The sequence below is a fragment of the Thalassolituus sp. UBA6592 genome, from assembly GCF_002433655.1.
Taxonomy (GTDB): Bacteria; Pseudomonadota; Gammaproteobacteria; order Pseudomonadales; family Oceanobacteraceae; genus Venatoribacter.
Genome location: NZ_DJIO01000065.1, coordinates 12735 through 28555, shown reverse-complemented (window position 1 = coordinate 28555; position 15821 = coordinate 12735). Strand labels below are relative to the sequence as shown.

The 15821-nt window shown below is 55.4% G+C and carries 19 protein-coding genes; 13 read left to right on the top strand and 6 right to left on the bottom strand.

Annotated features, from left to right (window positions below; genetic code table 11):
• Window positions 1-17: 17 nt before the first annotated feature.
• Window positions 18-572: a 16S rRNA (guanine(966)-N(2))-methyltransferase RsmD gene (gene rsmD / locus B2Z72_RS05990; protein ID WP_296980676.1), complete on the bottom strand. Its 555-nt coding sequence runs from the start codon at window positions 570-572 to the stop codon at window positions 18-20.
• Window positions 573-585: 13 nt separating this feature from the next.
• Window positions 586-1395 carry a hypothetical protein gene (locus B2Z72_RS05985; protein ID WP_296980677.1) on the bottom strand — a complete coding sequence of 270 codons (810 nt, stop codon included), beginning with the start codon at window positions 1393-1395 and terminating at the stop codon, window positions 586-588.
• Between the two features lie 136 nt (window positions 1396-1531).
• Here B2Z72_RS05985 and ftsY point away from each other — a divergent pair, with 136 nt between their 5' ends.
• From ftsY to B2Z72_RS05940, 9 genes are all read left to right on the top strand, one after another.
• On the top strand, window positions 1532-2884 hold the full coding sequence (gene ftsY / locus B2Z72_RS05980; RefSeq protein ID WP_296980679.1) for a signal recognition particle-docking protein FtsY: 1353 nt from the start codon (window positions 1532-1534) through the stop codon (window positions 2882-2884).
• A gap of 56 nt (window positions 2885-2940) precedes the next feature.
• The gene (ftsE, locus tag B2Z72_RS05975; protein WP_296980681.1) at window positions 2941-3624 is read left to right on the top strand and encodes a cell division ATP-binding protein FtsE; all 684 of its coding nucleotides are present in this window, start codon (window positions 2941-2943) and stop codon (window positions 3622-3624) included.
• Window positions 3617-4630: a permease-like cell division protein FtsX gene (gene ftsX, locus B2Z72_RS05970; RefSeq protein ID WP_297004367.1), complete on the top strand. Its 1014-nt coding sequence runs from the start codon at window positions 3617-3619 to the stop codon at window positions 4628-4630. Before ftsE ends, ftsX begins: the two co-directional genes overlap by 8 nt.
• Window positions 4631-4846: 216 nt before the next feature.
• Window positions 4847-5716: an RNA polymerase sigma factor RpoH gene (gene rpoH, locus B2Z72_RS05965; protein ID WP_296986238.1), complete on the top strand. Its 870-nt coding sequence runs from the start codon at window positions 4847-4849 to the stop codon at window positions 5714-5716.
• A gap of 134 nt (window positions 5717-5850) precedes the next feature.
• Window positions 5851-5982, top strand: a complete 132-nt coding sequence (gene lptM, locus B2Z72_RS05960; protein WP_296986240.1) for an LPS translocon maturation chaperone LptM — start codon at window positions 5851-5853, stop codon at window positions 5980-5982.
• The gene (lysA, locus tag B2Z72_RS05955) at window positions 5982-7235 is read left to right on the top strand and encodes a diaminopimelate decarboxylase (protein WP_296986243.1); all 1254 of its coding nucleotides are present in this window, start codon (window positions 5982-5984) and stop codon (window positions 7233-7235) included. The genes lptM and lysA overlap by 1 nt, the downstream gene beginning before the upstream one ends.
• A gap of 10 nt (window positions 7236-7245) precedes the next feature.
• Window positions 7246-8076 (top strand): diaminopimelate epimerase, encoded by an 831-nt coding sequence (gene dapF / locus B2Z72_RS05950; RefSeq protein WP_296986245.1) that lies wholly within the window; start codon window positions 7246-7248, stop codon window positions 8074-8076.
• A 79-nt stretch (window positions 8077-8155) separates the two neighbouring features.
• Window positions 8156-8827, top strand: a complete 672-nt coding sequence (locus B2Z72_RS05945; RefSeq protein WP_296986246.1) for a DUF484 family protein — start codon at window positions 8156-8158, stop codon at window positions 8825-8827.
• Window positions 8828-8829: 2 nt separating this feature from the next.
• A complete protein-coding gene (locus B2Z72_RS05940; RefSeq protein WP_296986249.1) occupies window positions 8830-9540 on the top strand; it encodes an HAD family hydrolase in 711 nt (236 codons plus the stop codon).
• A gap of 110 nt (window positions 9541-9650) precedes the next feature.
• Here the strand turns inward: B2Z72_RS05940 and B2Z72_RS05935 are convergent, their stop codons facing one another.
• From B2Z72_RS05935 to B2Z72_RS05920, 4 genes are all read right to left on the bottom strand, one after another.
• Window positions 9651-9860 (bottom strand): hypothetical protein, encoded by a 210-nt coding sequence (locus B2Z72_RS05935; protein ID WP_296986252.1) that lies wholly within the window; start codon window positions 9858-9860, stop codon window positions 9651-9653.
• A 154-nt stretch (window positions 9861-10014) separates the two neighbouring features.
• Window positions 10015-10311 (bottom strand): hypothetical protein, encoded by a 297-nt coding sequence (locus B2Z72_RS05930; RefSeq protein WP_296986253.1) that lies wholly within the window; start codon window positions 10309-10311, stop codon window positions 10015-10017.
• 373 nt (window positions 10312-10684) lie between these two features.
• A complete protein-coding gene (locus B2Z72_RS05925) occupies window positions 10685-11086 on the bottom strand; it encodes a c-type cytochrome (protein WP_349676766.1) in 402 nt (133 codons plus the stop codon).
• Window positions 11087-11246: 160 nt separating this feature from the next.
• A complete protein-coding gene (locus tag B2Z72_RS05920) occupies window positions 11247-11975 on the bottom strand; it encodes a substrate-binding periplasmic protein (protein WP_296986255.1) in 729 nt (242 codons plus the stop codon).
• A 408-nt stretch (window positions 11976-12383) separates the two neighbouring features.
• On the opposite strand from B2Z72_RS05920, the gene B2Z72_RS05915 reads away from it, so the two are divergent.
• The 4 genes from B2Z72_RS05915 to B2Z72_RS05900 all read left to right on the top strand — a co-directional run bounded on the left by B2Z72_RS05915 (window position 12384) and on the right by B2Z72_RS05900 (window position 15662).
• Window positions 12384-12560, top strand: a complete 177-nt coding sequence (locus B2Z72_RS05915) for a YnbE family lipoprotein (RefSeq protein ID WP_296986256.1) — start codon at window positions 12384-12386, stop codon at window positions 12558-12560.
• A gap of 28 nt (window positions 12561-12588) precedes the next feature.
• Window positions 12589-12909, top strand: a complete 321-nt coding sequence (locus tag B2Z72_RS05910) for a YdbL family protein (RefSeq protein ID WP_296986258.1) — start codon at window positions 12589-12591, stop codon at window positions 12907-12909.
• 12 nt (window positions 12910-12921) lie between these two features.
• Window positions 12922-13518, top strand: a complete 597-nt coding sequence (locus B2Z72_RS05905; RefSeq protein WP_296986259.1) for a LemA family protein — start codon at window positions 12922-12924, stop codon at window positions 13516-13518.
• Between the two features lie 68 nt (window positions 13519-13586).
• The gene (locus tag B2Z72_RS05900) at window positions 13587-15662 is read left to right on the top strand and encodes a M48 family metallopeptidase (protein ID WP_296986262.1); all 2076 of its coding nucleotides are present in this window, start codon (window positions 13587-13589) and stop codon (window positions 15660-15662) included.
• The last annotated feature ends 159 nt before the right edge of the window (window positions 15663-15821 follow it).

Genomic DNA, 15821 nt, shown 5'->3' with positions numbered 1-15821 from the left:
TTTAATACCTTTCGAAATCAGACAGGCTGAATTTCGAAAAGCGAAAAAACAAACTCTTTGGTTTTCTTTGATTTTATTTCACGCCAGTTGGCCGGATAAACAGGCTTTAACGTGGCTTCGTGTTCCACATACACCAGGGCGCCGGGTAACAGCTGTAACTGTTCGATGGCTGGCTTCAGCAGGTTTTTATGGAACGGTGGGTCAAGGAATACCAGATCAAACGGTTCCGGGTTTTCTTCCATCCACACCAGCGCATCACCGGCCCAGACCTGAGCGTTTCTGGCTTCCAGTAATTGCAGATTTTCTTTCAGCTGAATCGCGGCGTTGGGATGCTTTTCCAGAAAGATAACTTCTTTAGCACCACGGGAAAGCGCTTCAAAACCTAAGGCGCCGCTGCCGGCAAATGCGTCCAGTACCCGCGCACCTTCAATATCAAACTGCAGCCAGTTGAACAGGGTTTCACGTACCCGGTCCATGGTCGGGCGCAGGCCATCCAGTGCCGGAAATTTCAGCCGCCGCGAACGCCATTCGCCACCGATGATCCGTAATTGCTGAGACTGGGCTTTACTCATGTTCTTTGTTCACTTACTGCTGACTGGCTGTTTGGTTGCTTTCTGCCGGGGTAGTTGCCACTGGAATGGTTCGCAGGCAATCGACCGCCTGAGTGACATCCTGTGGGTACGCGTCGGCCAATGACGTATAAAGATCGGCATAGGTCCCGGCGGGCAGGCGATGGTAGGCAAGATCAGCCTGAATGTCGATGCGCGTTTGCTCGTCCTGCCAGTTACGGCGCAGCTCGCGGCTCTGCTGCAGACGCCACACCGCCCATTCCTGTAATTCCGGTGCCTGTAGCGGGCGGCCACTCAGCTGCTGTGGTAACTGGCCAAGCTGCTGCCATTCCATGCCCTGCTGCTGTGCCAGCCATAATGCGCCGGGCAGATGCTGGCGGATACAGGTTTGCCAGGATTCCGTGGTGGTGGGCATAGGCTGCAACTTCTGTTCGCGGATAATCAGCGCCGCCATGGCCTGCTTTTCAATATCGGACCAGGGGCCATTGATCAGAATCACCGCGGGCTCTTCTGACGGTGCGGTTGCCAGTCCCTGATGCAGGGGAATGGTCCAGCTGGCCGCAGGCAGTGTTAAGTGTGTGCTGCTGTTGTGTGCGCCACGGATGACCAGCGTGCCGCCATCAATGGTGCCACCGGACTGAAACCACACACTGACGCCTTCGCTGTTCGCCCAGCTTTGCCAGCCAGCGTCGTGCAGTGGTGGCAGTTTCAGCGGCTCGAGTGCGGCCTGTTCGTCCTCTTTGCCCATCAATTGCAGCCAGGTGATGGCCACCAGACAGACCAGAATAATGATGTTCAGTGTTTTGCGGCTTAAGCCCTGCAGCATATCGGATTGTCCTGAGCGCGATTCCTGTCGAATGATGGTAGGATAGCCAGCGGTCGCTGGTGGTGAAAAGTCTTATCGAACAATACCGCCGTGCAACCTTAACCATTGTTACCGGATCTGACAGTCAGAGTACCCGATGTTTAATTTCTTTAAGCGCAAAAAAGGCGCTGACGACAATAAAGAAGCGGAAGCCAAAGCGGCCGCGGAAAGCACAGAGCAAACAAACGACAGCAGCGATGACGCTGCGGTCAGTGAAGCAGCAGAATCGCTGGCTGCTGAGCAGGTCACCGAGGTTGCTGTTGGAGATGATGTTGAAGCTGATGCTGAGGAAGAATCTCAGCAGGCGGAAGAGCCTGCTGCAGTTGAAGCTGAAATGGCAGAACCTGAAGCGGCAGACGCGCTGGTTACTGAAGCGGAAAAAGCGGAACCCGAAGTTACTGAACCTGAAGCTACGGAACCAGCCGTCTCTGCGGTTGTGGAAAGCGTTGCAGATGTGCCGTTTGGTCTGGATACCACCGCAGCCCGTCCGGGCGAAGAAAAAGCCAGCGCTAAAAAACCAGGTTTCTTCAGCCGTATCCGTCAGGGTCTGAGCAAAACCCGCAGTGGTCTGACCGATGGTCTGGCGAACCTGCTGCTGGGCAAAAAAGAGATTGATGATGATCTGCTGGAAGATCTGGAAACCCAGCTGATCATGGCCGACGTTGGTGTAGAAACCACTCAGGCCATCATGCAGCGTCTGACCGATCGCGTCAGTCGCAAAGAGCTGGGCGATTCTGACGCCCTGTATCACGCCTTAATCGCTGAGCTGCAGGAAACTCTGGCCACAGTGCAGGCACCACTGACCATCGACAGCAGCAAGACGCCGTATGTGATTCTGATGGTGGGCATCAATGGCGTGGGTAAAACCACCACCATCGGCAAGCTCGCCAAGCAGTTTCAGAACGACGGCAAGAGCGTCATGCTGGCCGCCGGCGATACCTTCCGTGCCGCAGCGGTTGAACAGCTGCAGGTCTGGGGTGAGCGCAATAATGTGCCGGTGATTGCCCAGCATACCGGGGCCGATTCTGCTTCGGTGATTTTTGATGCGGTGCAGGCAGCCAAGGCGCGTAAAGCCGATATCCTGATCGCCGATACAGCCGGTCGTCTGCACAACAAAGACAACCTGATGCAGGAACTGGAGAAAGTTGTGCGGGTCATGAGGAAGCTCGATGACACGGCGCCGCACGAAGTCATGCTGGTGCTGGATGCCGGTACCGGTCAGAACGCCGTGAATCAGGCGAAGCAATTCCAGCAGGCAGTGGGTGTTACCGGTCTGACCCTGACCAAACTCGATGGTACCGCCAAGGGCGGGATTATCTTCTCGCTGGCGCAGCAGTTTGGCCTGCCGGTACGTTACATTGGTGTCGGTGAAGGCATCGATGATCTGCGTACCTTCAACGCCGAAGAATTTACCAAAGCGCTGTTTCAGCGTGATGCCGACGAGCAGTAACCCGGCCTGAACCAGACCAGCGGAGATAAGCAGTGACGCAGGGAAACAGCAACGTAATGGTCCGCTTCGACCGGGTTGGCAAGCGCTACCCCAGCGGACGTGAAGCGCTCAGCGGCATTAACTTTGATCTGGAGCGTGGTGAATTTGCCTTTCTTACCGGCCACAGTGGTGCCGGTAAGAGTACGCTGCTGAAACTGATGATGTTGATGGAGCGCTCCAGCCGCGGTCAGATTTTCGTTGATGGTCTGAATCTCAGTCGTCTGCGTCCGTCGCAGATCCCTTACCTGCGCCGCAAGATCGGCGTGGTGTTCCAGAATCACCAGCTGCTGTTTGACCGCAGCGTCTATGAAAATGTCGCTCTGCCATTGCAGATTGCGGGTTATACCCCGGCAGAAGCGGGGCGCCGCGTGCGCGCCGCGCTGGATTCTGTCGGTCTGCTGGGCATGGAAAAGCGCAACCCGATTGAACTCTCCGGCGGTGAGCAACAGCGTGTGGGTATCGCCCGGGCGGTGGTGAATAAGCCGCCGCTGCTGCTGGCGGATGAGCCCACCGGTAACCTTGACCCGGAATTGTCGGCAGAAATTATGAATCTGTTTATGCGCTTTCAGCAGGTTGGTGTGACCGTACTGATCGCCACGCACGATATCGCTCTGGTTGAGCGTCTTGGCCATCGTCGTCTGATTCTCGATCACGGCCAGCTGCACGAAGGACACCTGACCGCCGGAGGTCAGTATGTCTGAAGTACGCAGAAAGCCGGCGGCAAAAACCAACGATAAGCGCGCTCAGGACAAACAGAGCGCCGGTGCCTCGCTGCAGAAAATCGGCAAACGTAAGCGCCTGTCCTCATGGGGTGCCCATCATCAGCTGGTGGCGGTGGAAACCCTGCTGCGCCTGCTGAAAAATCCCCTCGCTAGTCTGCTCACCTGGATGGTCGTGGCCATCGCTCTGACTCTGCCGGGTGCGCTGTGGATGGCGCTGGATAACATGCAGCAGTTCAGTGGCCGCTTTCAGGAATCCGGGCGTATCAGTGTCTATCTGCAGCCGGGCACTGAAACAGTGCAGGGGCGTGAGCTGACACAGCGGATTGATCAATTGCCGGGCGTCGCCAAAACCGAATTTATTGACGCCGACACCGCGCTGGAGGACTTCCGCCGCAACAGCGGGCTGGATGCTGCGCTGGATTTCCTGCCGGAAAACCCGCTGCCATCGGTGATACTGGTGGAGCCGCCGCTGCAGCTGCCGCATGCTGAACTGATGAATCTGGTGACTCAGCTGAAGAGCTATCAGCTGGTGGATTCGGTGCAGATGGACATGGCCTGGCTGGAGCGTCTGCAGGCCATTCTGGATCTGTCCGAACGCCTGATCTGGGTACTGGGCATTCTGCTGGCGCTGGCGATTCTGCTGGTGGTTGGAAATACCATCCGCCTGGCCATTGCCGCAAGGGTGGATGAAATCCGCGTGGTTAAACTGGTGGGCGGTACCGATGCCTGGGTGCGCCGGCCGTTCCTCTACACCGGGCTCTGGTATGGCATGGTCGGTGGCCTGCTGGCCTGGCTGTTGCTTATTCTTTGCTGGGTTCTGTTGCAGGGTCCGGTATCACAGCTGGCGGAACTATACGGTTCCGGCTTTACTCTGAAACCTCTGTCCGCTGGTGCGGCCATGATTCTGCTGCTGGCGGCCATGCTGCTGGGCTGGTTAGGTGCCTGGTGGTCGGTCAGTCGTCATCTGGGTGAAATAGAACCCTGACATACTGGCAGGCTGACATTTACCGCCCGCGGTGTGTTTTGCGGTCATTTCTGTGCAATAAATTGTTCCGCCAGAAAGTCGCAAACAGGAACTTATCCACAGGTTGGATGTCCTACAATACAGATGCTAAACTCATGGTCGATTAAGTTGACCCGTTACAGATGACCATGAGTTAACGAGGGTGAAACCTCAGAGAATTCATATCAGGAGTGTTTAATGAACCAAGGTTTGCAAGCCGTTAATGCTTTGACCCCAGGTGCCAATCTGGAGTCCTACATATCGACGGTGAACGCCATCCCTGTGCTGACACAGGAAGAGGAGCGTGAGCTGGCCGAGCGACTCCATTATCACGAAGATCTGGAAGCTGCCCGTCGTCTGGTTATGTCGCATCTGCGTTTTGTTGTGCACATTGCCCGCAGCTATTCCGGTTATGGTCTGAATCAGGGTGATCTGATTCAGGAAGGTAACGTCGGCCTGATGAAAGCGGTTAAGCGCTTTAATCCGGAAGTGGGCGTACGTCTGGTGTCCTTCGCGGTGCACTGGATCAAAGCCGAGATCCATGAATTTATTCTGCGTAACTGGCGTATCGTCAAAGTGGCGACCACCAAAGCTCAGCGTAAGCTGTTCTTTAACCTGCGCAGTCAGAAAAAACGTCTGGGCTGGCTGAGCCAGGACGAAGCACGCTCGATCGCCGATGATCTGGGTGTGGAAACCAAAACTGTGTTCGAGATGGAAACCCGTCTGAACGCTCACGATGCCGCGTTCGACGCAGGTGTTGATGACGATGATGAGACTGCATGGCAGGCGCCGTCAGCGTATCTGGAAGACCGTGGTGCCGATCCGGCGCTGTTAGTCGAAGCCGATAACTTCGAACAGGATTCCAACGACCGTCTGCTGCAGGCCATGGGTGATCTCGACGAGCGCAGCCGTGCCATCCTGCAACAGCGCTGGCTGGCCGATCAGAAAGCCACACTGCACGAGCTGGCTGACGTTTATCAGGTGTCCGCTGAACGTATCCGTCAGCTGGAAAAGAACGCCATGAAGAAACTGAAAGCTGCCATGGGCGGTGAGTTGATGACAGCCTGATTGTTCAACGCTTTTATCAACAACAGAAACCGCCGCTTGCCGGCGGTTTTTTTATGCCTGGTGTTTGCCCCTCGGGCGGCAGACAGCCCGGTGCAATCCCCGTATAATGCGGGCATTTTCCGGAGAATCTGACAATGCAACGACAGCGACTGCTCCTTACGCTGCTGGCCTTTTTTACGCTCGCCCTGACCGGCTGTGGTCAGAAGGGTGATCTGTTCCTGCCTGAAGATGCTCCCTCCAACTCGTTTACGGAAACCCAATCCTGATGTCGATTTTTACTTATCAGAATGGCGCCCTGCACGCTGAACAGGTGTCGCTGGCGGCGCTGGCCAACGAATACGGCACGCCGCTGTATGTTTATTCCCGCAGTGCACTGGAGCAGGAGTTCCGTGCCTACGCTGATGCACTGGGCGACTGGCCGCACCTGGTGTGTTTCGCGGTGAAAGCCAACTCCAACCTGGCTGTGCTGAACGTGCTGGCCCGTCAGGGTGCCGGTTTCGATATCGTCAGCCTGGGTGAACTGGAACGTGTTCTGGCTGCTGGTGGTGAAGCCTCTAAAGTTGTGTTCTCCGGTGTTGGTAAGCAAGCCGCAGAAATGGCCCGTGCGCTGGAAGTGGGTGTTTACTGTTTCAACGTCGAATCCGAATCTGAGCTGGAGCGCCTGAGTGCTGTGGCCACGGAACTGGGCAAAACCGCCCATGTATCACTGCGGGTGAATCCGGATGTGGATGCCAAAACCCATCCGTACATTTCCACCGGTCTGAAAGAAAACAAATTCGGCATCGATATTAACGAAGCGCCGCGCGTGTACGTCAAAGCCTGCTCTTTGCCGGGTCTGGTGGTGAAAGGTGTGGACTGTCACATTGGCAGTCAGCTGACGGAAATCCGTCCGTTCCTGGATGCACTGGATCGCCTGCTGGCGCTGATCGATCAGCTGGCAGAGCAGGGCATCGAAATCGAGCACCTTGATCTCGGTGGTGGTCTGGGTGTGCAGTACCGTGATGAAACACCAACGTCAGCCGGTGACTACATCGCTGCGGTCAAAGAACGTCTGGGCGCGCGCCGCTTTAAACTGATCTTTGAGCCAGGCCGCTCTATTGCCGCTAACGCCGGCGTATTCCTCACCAAAGTGGAATATCTGAAACTGAGCGAGCACAAAAATTTTGCCATCATCGACGGCGCCATGAACGACCTGATCCGCCCGGCTCTGTACAGCGCCTGGCAGGACATCAAACCGGTGACCGAGCACAGTGATGAACCGGTACGTGAATACGATCTGGTTGGCCCTGTGTGTGAAACCGGCGACTTCCTCGGTAAAAACCGTGAACTGGCGCTGCAGCAGGGCGATGTACTGGCGGTCATGTCGGCGGGTGCTTATGGCTTTGTGATGGCCTCCAACTACAACACCCGTGGCCGTGCTGCGGAAGTAATGGTAGATGGTGCCCGTGCACAGCTGGTGCGCGAGCGCGAAACTGTGACCAGCCTGTTTGCAGGCGAATCTCTGCTGCCGGCGGACTGAGTATCGGGATATGTGGTTAAAATTCAGTAAAATGCACGGGCTTGGCAACGACTTTATGGTTATCGATCTGGTGACTCAGGCCGGCCATATCCGTCCCGACCGTGTACGTGAGCTGGCTGACCGCAACTTTGGTGTTGGCTTCGATCAGCTGCTTATCGTTGAGCAGCCGTCGAGAGCAGACGTCGATTTCCGCTACCGTATCTTTAATGCCGATGGCAGCGAAGTGGAAAATTGCGGTAACGGTGCGCGTTGTTTCGCCCGTTTTGTGTATGATCAGCGTCTGACCGGCAAGCGTGATATCCGTGTGGAAACCGCCTCCGGTCTGATGGAACTGCATCTGACCGATGATCGTCAGGTGGTGGTCGATATGGGCAATCCCGTGCTCGATCCTAAACTGATTCCGTTTGAAGCGGCTGAGTTCAGCCCGGAATACACAGTACAGATTGAAGGCATCGGCGAGGTAAAACTCGGCGCTGTGTCCATGGGCAATCCACATGCTGTGCTGCGTGTTGATGATATCGACACAGCACCTGTGGAAAGCTGGGGGCCGCTGATCGAACCGCATCCTGTATTTCCGCGCAAAGTAAACGTCGGTTTTATGCAGGTGATTGATGAACACAATATCCGTCTGCGGGTATTTGAACGTGGTGCCGGGGAAACGCTGGCCTGCGGTACCGGTGCCTGTGCGGCGGTTGTATCCGGACAGCTGCGCGGCTGGCTGAAGCCGGGTGTTAACGTCCGTCTGCCCGGTGGTGACCTGTTCATCGAATGGGACGGCGAATCCAGCGTGAAGATGACGGGTCCGGCAGAGACTGTGTTTGAAGGCCGGATGAACATCTGATGAGATGACCGGCCGGTTGTGCAGCCGCGGTCAGTGAACGAATCACCAGTGACTAAGTAAGAACAATCAAGGATAAGCAATGAGCCAACAGCCCCGCCTGACCGACTCCGATGTGATGCAGTATCTGCAGGATCATCCGGACTTTTTTATCGGCAAAGACGATCTGTTGGCAGACCTGCGTGTTCCTCATAACAGCGGTCCGGCCACCAGTCTGGTGGAGCGTCAGCTGTCGGTACACCGTGAGCGTAACGTTGAGCTGCGCCAGCGTCTGTCCGATCTGCTGGAAAATGCCCGCCGTAACGATCAGCTGTTTGAAAAGAGCCGTCGCCTGGTACTGGCGCTGGTTGAGGCAGATAACTGGCTGGCTGTGCAGGCGGCACTGGATGACTCCTTGCGCAAAGACTTCAACGTCGACGCCTGGGCGCTGCTGCACTTTACCGAACGTAATCTGGAAGAACCTCTGATCGCCATCCGCAGTGCGGAGACTCAGCGTCATATTCACCGCATGTTCAAAGGTCACCGTGCTTTGTGCGGTCAGCTGGATCAGACCGAGATTGCTCTGCTGCTGGCCAGCCCACAGACGGAATGCCGTTCTGTAGCGGCGGCACAGATCCGTGGTCAGGGGAATATTGGCGCGTTAGTCGTGGCCAGCGAAGATCCGGGTTACTACCGCAGCTCGATGGATACCCTCTTCCTCGATTACATCGCTGATATTCTGGCGCTGCGTCTGCCACAGATTCCGGTGGCCTGAGTATGACCATCCGACTGCTGACGTTCGATCTCGATAATACCCTGTGGGATGCCGACCCGGTGATTGCCCGGGCTGAGAAACTGACCCATGACTGGGTCTGTGAGCATGTGCCTCAGGCCGCTTCGCTTTACTCGCTGGATGCCCTGCTGCAGTACCGTAATCAGATCGCGGCCAGCTATCCGGATCTGCGTTTCCGCGTATCCAAACTGCGTGAAGAAGTGATGCTGCGGGTCTTTCTGCAGGCTGGCATTGAGCGCGAACAGGCAGCACAGCTGGCCAAAGAATCCTTTGATGTGTTCTACCGCGCGCGCAGTGAAATCACGCTGTTCGACGGTGCCGAGCAGATCCTCGAAGACCTCAAAAAAGACTACACCCTGATGGCGCTGACCAATGGCAATTCTGACCTGAAGCTGGTCGGCATTGATCATCTGTTTGCTGAGCACTTTAATGCCGAAGATGTGGGTGCGCCCAAACCGCAGCCAGCCATGTTTGAAGCGGCCTTTGCAGCGTCTGGCGTGCCGGCTCATGAAGGCATTCATATCGGTGATCATCAGGAGCAGGATGTGGTGGCTGCCGCACGGCTCGGTATGAAAACCATCTGGGTGAATCTGACCGATGCTGCCTGGGCGGAAGCCGAAGCTCAGCCGGATCAGGAAATTACTCATCTGTCGCAGTTGCCGGCGGCGGTACGGGCTATCGTTCAGGCGGGCTGAGCCCTCTGAACATTCACTCTGAACGTTCAGTAGTACAGTACCAAGTAACCCCACAGCCCAGTAATCGAATCCTTTCTGTGTGCCGGGCATCCGCTGTGGCACCTTTCCCCTTAGTTTACTTGCCTGACAGGTTGCATGCCCGATTGGCTGGCCGCGCAATCTTCAATCACCGATGGTTCATCAGACGCCAGTGGCTGCAGTGTGTCTGCGGCCTGTGCATGACTGCCCAATGCCAGCCACAGCAATGAGGCGGTAAGTAACGCGGCGGCAGCGGGAATGGCGTGCATACGACGGCGGGATTTCTTTGAATAGGTGTACATCCGGGCTTCCTTGCCATGGGCGTTATTCAGAGATCAGTCGTCATCCTCGACTCTCTTTGGCCTGCATGGAACCCGTTAACGGCAAAAATACGAAAAAAGACCCGTAACGCCTGCGCGTACGGGTCTTTTGTGGGCTGCCAGCGCTTGCTACTGCTCAGATAGGGCGGCTGCCATAGTTGGTCTGAGGTTTACGTGGGGGATCCGCCATGACGTTATCGTCGATCTGCTGGATCTGACCACCGCGTGACAGAAAGGCTTCTACCTCTGCTGCCATGCTTTCTCTGATCTTGTTGCGTGCTTCCAGTGAGGTATGGCTGATATCAGCCGCGACCAGATCTTCTTCTTTGCTGTCGCTGTCATCACTGTTGTCGTTGCTGTTGTTCTCGTCCTCAGACTCCATATCACTGTCGTCTTCGAGTTGATCATCCATTTCCAGATCTTCATCAGACATAATGTTTCTCCACCTGAATTACTGATTGTTATGCCGGCTGGGCAGTACTGCCAGACCGCCGCCGTTTGCCAATACTTATAGTCGAGCTGCGGAGGCTTGCCATGGTCAGATAAAAATTTTTACGAAATATTCTGCTGTGACTGTAATCAGGCGGTTTTTATCCGTCAGAAAGCGCGTTGCGCGACTGAAACCTAACGAGCAGTTGTTCAGTAATTACAAAGTGTTGAGGTGATGCAGCGCCGCGGTCAGATATGAAGGCGCATATAAAGACAGAGCTGACGGCGGGACCTTGTGCTGTGCCCGGCGGGGCAGATTGCAGGCACAAAAAAACCGCGCAGGGTGTTCCCGGCGCGGTTCTTTTTACATCCGGCGCTTAGCGGCCAGACATGTACTTGATAGCAGCCATCAGCTCATCGTCAGAGCAGTTAGCGCAGGTGCCTTTAGGCGGCATAGCGTTAATACCATTGATAGCGTTCTGCAGGGTTGCGTCCATACCTTTGGCCAGACGGTCATCCCATGCGGCTTTATCACCGGTTTTTGGTGCGCCCAGCAGGCCACTGCCGTGACATGCAGTACATGCACCATTGTAAACTTCCTCACCAGAGCGTGGCTCTGCAGCTGCTACTGCGGCACCGCCACATTCTGCACCTACACAGACTTCGCCTACAGGCTTGATGCGCTCAGCAATTTTGTCTGCCTGAGCGTCAGTTGCAGCATGGGCCTGTGCCATGATCAGGGTGGCAGCGGCCAGAATCAGTGCTTTCAGTTGTTTCACTTGAGGGTCCTCTCTAATCGGAGTTCACGGCTTACTTTCCGGGTCACGGCTAAGCGTAGTTAAAATCGCCGGGCATTATAGCGGCATTTTGTAGGGGTTTAAATTAAAACCCTGCGCAAAAGCCATGACACGCCTCAAAAAAACACCCATATCAGCAGCCTTAACTTTCGCGGAAGTAGTACTCCAGAATCTGGTCGTAACGCCCGGTTTTCTTCAGTTCTGCCAGTCCGGCGTTAAAGTCATCGCGTAGATTCTCATGGTTGAAGGCAACTTTGTAATAAGTCGGAGGAAACAGCGCGAACTGGGTTACCGGGCGCTTCACATTCACTCTTTCCTGCTGGCGGCGGTACCAGTTGAAAATGTTCTTATCAGAGACGACCAGGTCGACCCGCTCCTTAAACAGCATGCTTACCTGGCTCTTCTGGCGCGAGGTTTCGCCGTATCTGGGGTTGTTCCGGGACATCAGGGCAAACTCATCACCCAGATATTTGGCGGCATCCTGGAACCCGAGCACCCAGTAGCGGCCGAGGTCTGCGATCGATTCCACGTTGATTTCACGCTCACTCAGGCCGACGGCCACATTCTGGTAAATCATATGTACGTCAGAATAAAACAGTGAGGCGGCGCCAGAGTCTTCGTTCAGTGTCATGGAGGCATCCACTTTGCCGCCAACCACCATAGGTACGACTTCGCGGAAAGGGACATACACAGGTTTGAGTTCATGGCCTTTCACGGCCAGTGCCTCACGTACAACATCCAGCTCCGCACCGCGGTCATCGTCGGCTAATACGTAGGGTGGCAGGGCCAGCCCGACGGCAACGGTTACGGTATCGGCTCTGGCTGCAGTGGCAGCCAGCAGGCAGGAAATCAGGGCACAGATTATTTTCATTGGGGTCGCGCTCCATCATTGGGTTGGATTAACAAACGGGTTGCGCAGCAGTCTAAAAGTTGACCAGTCAGTCCAGAATGGGTAAATGTCAGATTTATCAACCTGCTGTGGTCAGGTTTTCAGCTGTGTCTGTGCAGTGGATTTCTGCAGGCCACGAATGGCGTGGCCTCAGTAATTATTCTGAGGATTTCTGGCGTCGATGGGGTTGTGTACAAATACCTGACCTTCTGGTCAAAGTTTAGCTTATGACGACAGGCGGATTGCGCCAGCGAGCTGAAGCTGGCACGGCGCTGATGGATTCGGACAACGCGTGGAACGGACTATTAAGGACTGTTTTGTTGTTGCTTTCATGGCACCTGCCGGTAGAGTGATTGTCTGAGATTTATATCCTAATTGGCAGGAACCCCAATGAAACCGTTTCTTACATTATTGCTGCTGCTCCCGCTGACTGCCTGTACGGTCAGACTGGCGGCGCCGGAAGAACCCATAGTGATTAATCTGAACGTAAAAATTGAACATGAAATCCGCGTCAAAGTAGAAAAAGACCTGGATAACCTGTTCGAACAAAACGATGAACTGTTCTGAGCTCAGGTCGGGAAAAACGGAGATATTTATGAAACGAATCACACTGACGCTGATGGCTTTACTGGTATCGTTAAGCAGTTGGGCAATGGATCTCGACAGCGCCAAAGAAATGGGGCTGGTGGGTGAAGCACTGAATGGTTACCTGGCACCTGTGGTGGCGGGTAATTCTGATGTGGAAGCCCTGGTGGCGGAGATCAACAACAAGCGCAAGTCTGCGTATATGAAGATCGCCTCCAAACAGAACACCGAACTGGTGAATATCGAAAAAATTGCCGGTGAAAAACTGACGCAAAAAGCCGCCTCAGAAGGCAGCTATTATCAGAACACCGCAGGAAACTGGACCCGATAAGGACATAATAAAATGCAGACATCTACCATCGTTATTCTGGTCGTCATCGCTTTGCTGGTGGTTTATGCCATCAGTATTTATAACAAGCTGGTGGCCCTGAAAAACCGTTACCAGAATGGCTTTGCGCAGATCGAAGTGCAGCTCAAGCGCCGTTACGACCTGATTCCCAATCTGGTGGAAACCGCCAAGGGTTACCTCAAGCACGAACGTGAAACGCTGGAAGCTGTGATCGCTGCCCGTAACGAAGCAGCCTCCATGCTGAAAGCCGCCGCCGGCACGCCGGGTGCGGCAGATGCCATGAAGCAGCTGTCCGGTGCTGAAGGTCACCTTGCTGGCGCGCTGGGTCGTCTGAATGTGGTGATGGAAGCCTACCCGGATCTGAAAGCCAATCAGAATATGATGCAGGTATCGGAAGAACTCACCAACACTGAAAACAAAGTAGCGTTTGCCCGCCAGGCATTTAACGATGCCGTGATGGCTTACAACACTTTCCGTCAGTCTTTCCCGCCTGTGATGCTGGCATCCGCCTTTGGTCATCCGACCGATGCTACGCTGCTGGAATTTGAAGACAGTGCGCAGATTCAGGCTGCGCCAAAAGTCAGCTTCTGATGTGGATTGTCCGGCTGCCGCCCGGCGGCCGGACAGGGATTTAATTTAGTTCGCAGCCAGGCCCCGCCATGGATTTTTTTGCTCATCAGGATCAGGCCCGCAAGCGCACGGGTCAGTTGGTTTTTCTCTTCGCCGGCGCTGTCATCACCTTGATTGTTCTGCTTAACCTGCTGTTAGCGGCCGTATTGTGGGGCATGGATGAAAATCTGGTCGGCACCTACCGCGACACCGTCTATCTGGCCGATGACCCGTACACCGGGATGCCCGGCCGCCTTGGCTTATTCGACTACATGAGCATTGAGCAGTGGCTGCTGGTGACTGCTGGCGTACTGATCGTTGTGCTGGGGGCCAGTGCGGTGAAATGGATGATGCTGCGTGGCGGTGGCCGCCGGGTAGCGGAATCGCTTGGTGGTCGTCTGCTGTTACCTCAGACCCGCGATTTCTACGAGCGCCGCCTGCTTAATGTGGTTGAAGAAATGGCCATTGCCTCCGGCATGCCAGTGCCGCCGGTCTACGTTCTGGAAGACACCAGTATCAATGCTTTCGCTGCCGGCTATCAGCCTTCCGATGCGGTGATCGGCGTGACCCGTGGCTGTATGACCAAGCTCAGCCGCGATCAGCTTCAGGGTGTGATGGCCCACGAATTCAGTCATATTTTTAACGGTGATATGCGCCTTAATATCCGCCTGATGGCGGTACTGTTCGGCATTCTGTTCATCGGCATGATCGGCCGTTTTATGCTCGAAGCCGCCGGGCGTGGTGCGCGGGTGCGCAGCAATAACCGCAACAACAGTACAGTGCCGTTTCTGGCGCTGGGTTTTGGCCTGATCGTTATAGGTTACGGTGGCGTCTTTTTTGGCAATCTGATTAAGGCCGCAGTATCGCGCCAGCGTGAATTTCTCGCCGATGCCTCAGCGGTGCAGTTTACCCGCAATCCGGAAAGCATCGGCGGTGCGCTGAAAGTGATCGGCTATGGTGCCGGTTCTGAAATCAGCAGTCCGGAGCGGGAAGAGACCGCGCACATGTTTTTCGGTCAGGCGATGAGTTTTCACATGCGTATGTTCGCTACGCATCCGCCTCTGGAAGACCGCATCCGCCGCGTTGAACCCAACTGGGATGGCAGGTATCTGCCACCGCAGCTGCTGCAACAGGCCGAAGCAGAAGATGCAGAGATCGCCGCTGAGTCGGATAAACCCAGCGCGGCAGCGACCATTGCTGCCCTGACTGCAGCCGGAATGGGTGCAGCAGCTGTCGCAGCCGGCATGAACGGGCGCTTAAGAGGCGTGCAGAATCAGGTGGGTGATGGCACCGATCGCAAGGATGAGCATCAGGCTTTTGAGGCCATTGATTACCAGCAGGGCGATGACGACTTTGCTCAGCAGGATGACAGCGCCAGCTCCGACACCAGCTCCAGGCGCCAGGTTCTGGAAGAAACCGCCCGCGATACGTATACCGCACGGGCCCTGGTCGTCGCTCTGTTACTGGCACCGGAAGAACGCTTTGTACACCAGCAGCAGCTGGATATGGTGCAGGCCGAGCAGGGCATGGATTTCCTTAAACACGTGTTGCGGCTGCTGCCTGTGCTGAATGGTTTTCCGGCGGACGAGCGTCTGATTCTGGTAGAAAAAGCCATTCCGGCACTGAAGCAGCTGTCACTCAGCCAGTATCAGAGTTATCGCCAGTTGCTGGTGAAGCTGGCCAAAGCCGATGGTCAGATCGACATTTTTGAATGGTGTCTCTATCGCCTTGTACTGCAGTATCTGAATCCGCATTTTGAAACGGTACAGCCGGTGGCGGCGAAGCACGCCAAGGCGGAAAAACTCAGCGCCGAAATCGCCACCGTCCTGTCGGCACTGGCCTGGTACGGTAACGATAACGAAAACGCCGCCCGCGCCGCGCTGGATGCTGCGGCCAAAAGCGCTGGCTTCAGCGGTGTGCAGTTACAGCCGCGCGATCACAGCCTGAAGCCGCTCAATCTGGCGTTGGCAAAGCTCACGGAAGCTTATCCGCACATTAAAGGCCGCTTCGTGAAAGCGATGAAAACTTGTATGGATCACGATGGTGTACAGCGTCCGGTGGAGCTGGATCTGGTGCGTACTATTGCCGCGATTCTGGAAGTGCCGGTGGTATTGTCCGCCGTCTGACTCATACATGGTTACTGAATAGTCACAGACGGATAACACCGGCTATCTGCGTACTGTGATATTCTTGCACAAAATCTGACCTGCCGGTTCCGGCAGGTTCAACAAACCGCCCGCGGCAGTACGAGGCGGTGTCGAATAAAACAGCCTGCCTTACCCTCA

Bases quoted from the DNA above. Each gene is read 5' to 3' on its own strand.
- B2Z72_RS05940 (WP_296986249.1), top strand. From the start codon at position 8,830: ATGACCATCCGACTGCTGACGTTCGATCTCGATAATACCCTGTGGGAT.
- lptM (WP_296986240.1), top strand. From the start codon at position 5,851: ATGCAACGACAGCGACTGCTCCTTACGCTGCTGGCCTTTTTTACGCTC.
- B2Z72_RS05910 (WP_296986258.1), top strand. From the start codon at position 12,589: ATGAAACGAATCACACTGACGCTGATGGCTTTACTGGTATCGTTAAGC.
- B2Z72_RS05915 (WP_296986256.1), top strand. From the start codon at position 12,384: ATGAAACCGTTTCTTACATTATTGCTGCTGCTCCCGCTGACTGCCTGT.
- B2Z72_RS05905 (WP_296986259.1), top strand. From the start codon at position 12,922: ATGCAGACATCTACCATCGTTATTCTGGTCGTCATCGCTTTGCTGGTG.
- B2Z72_RS05945 (WP_296986246.1), top strand. From the start codon at position 8,156: ATGAGCCAACAGCCCCGCCTGACCGACTCCGATGTGATGCAGTATCTG.
- rsmD (WP_296980676.1), bottom strand. From the start codon at position 572: ATGAGTAAAGCCCAGTCTCAGCAATTACGGATCATCGGTGGCGAATGG.
- lysA (WP_296986243.1), top strand. From the start codon at position 5,982: ATGTCGATTTTTACTTATCAGAATGGCGCCCTGCACGCTGAACAGGTG.
- B2Z72_RS05985 (WP_296980677.1), bottom strand. From the start codon at position 1,395: ATGCTGCAGGGCTTAAGCCGCAAAACACTGAACATCATTATTCTGGTC.
- dapF (WP_296986245.1), top strand. From the start codon at position 7,246: ATGTGGTTAAAATTCAGTAAAATGCACGGGCTTGGCAACGACTTTATG.
- B2Z72_RS05900 (WP_296986262.1), top strand. From the start codon at position 13,587: ATGGATTTTTTTGCTCATCAGGATCAGGCCCGCAAGCGCACGGGTCAG.
- ftsX (WP_297004367.1), top strand. From the start codon at position 3,617: ATGTCTGAAGTACGCAGAAAGCCGGCGGCAAAAACCAACGATAAGCGC.
- ftsE (WP_296980681.1), top strand. From the start codon at position 2,941: ATGGTCCGCTTCGACCGGGTTGGCAAGCGCTACCCCAGCGGACGTGAA.
- B2Z72_RS05930 (WP_296986253.1), bottom strand. From the start codon at position 10,311: ATGTCTGATGAAGATCTGGAAATGGATGATCAACTCGAAGACGACAGT.
- B2Z72_RS05920 (WP_296986255.1), bottom strand. From the start codon at position 11,975: ATGAAAATAATCTGTGCCCTGATTTCCTGCCTGCTGGCTGCCACTGCA.
- ftsY (WP_296980679.1), top strand. From the start codon at position 1,532: ATGTTTAATTTCTTTAAGCGCAAAAAAGGCGCTGACGACAATAAAGAA.
- B2Z72_RS05935 (WP_296986252.1), bottom strand. From the start codon at position 9,860: ATGTACACCTATTCAAAGAAATCCCGCCGTCGTATGCACGCCATTCCC.
- rpoH (WP_296986238.1), top strand. From the start codon at position 4,847: ATGAACCAAGGTTTGCAAGCCGTTAATGCTTTGACCCCAGGTGCCAAT.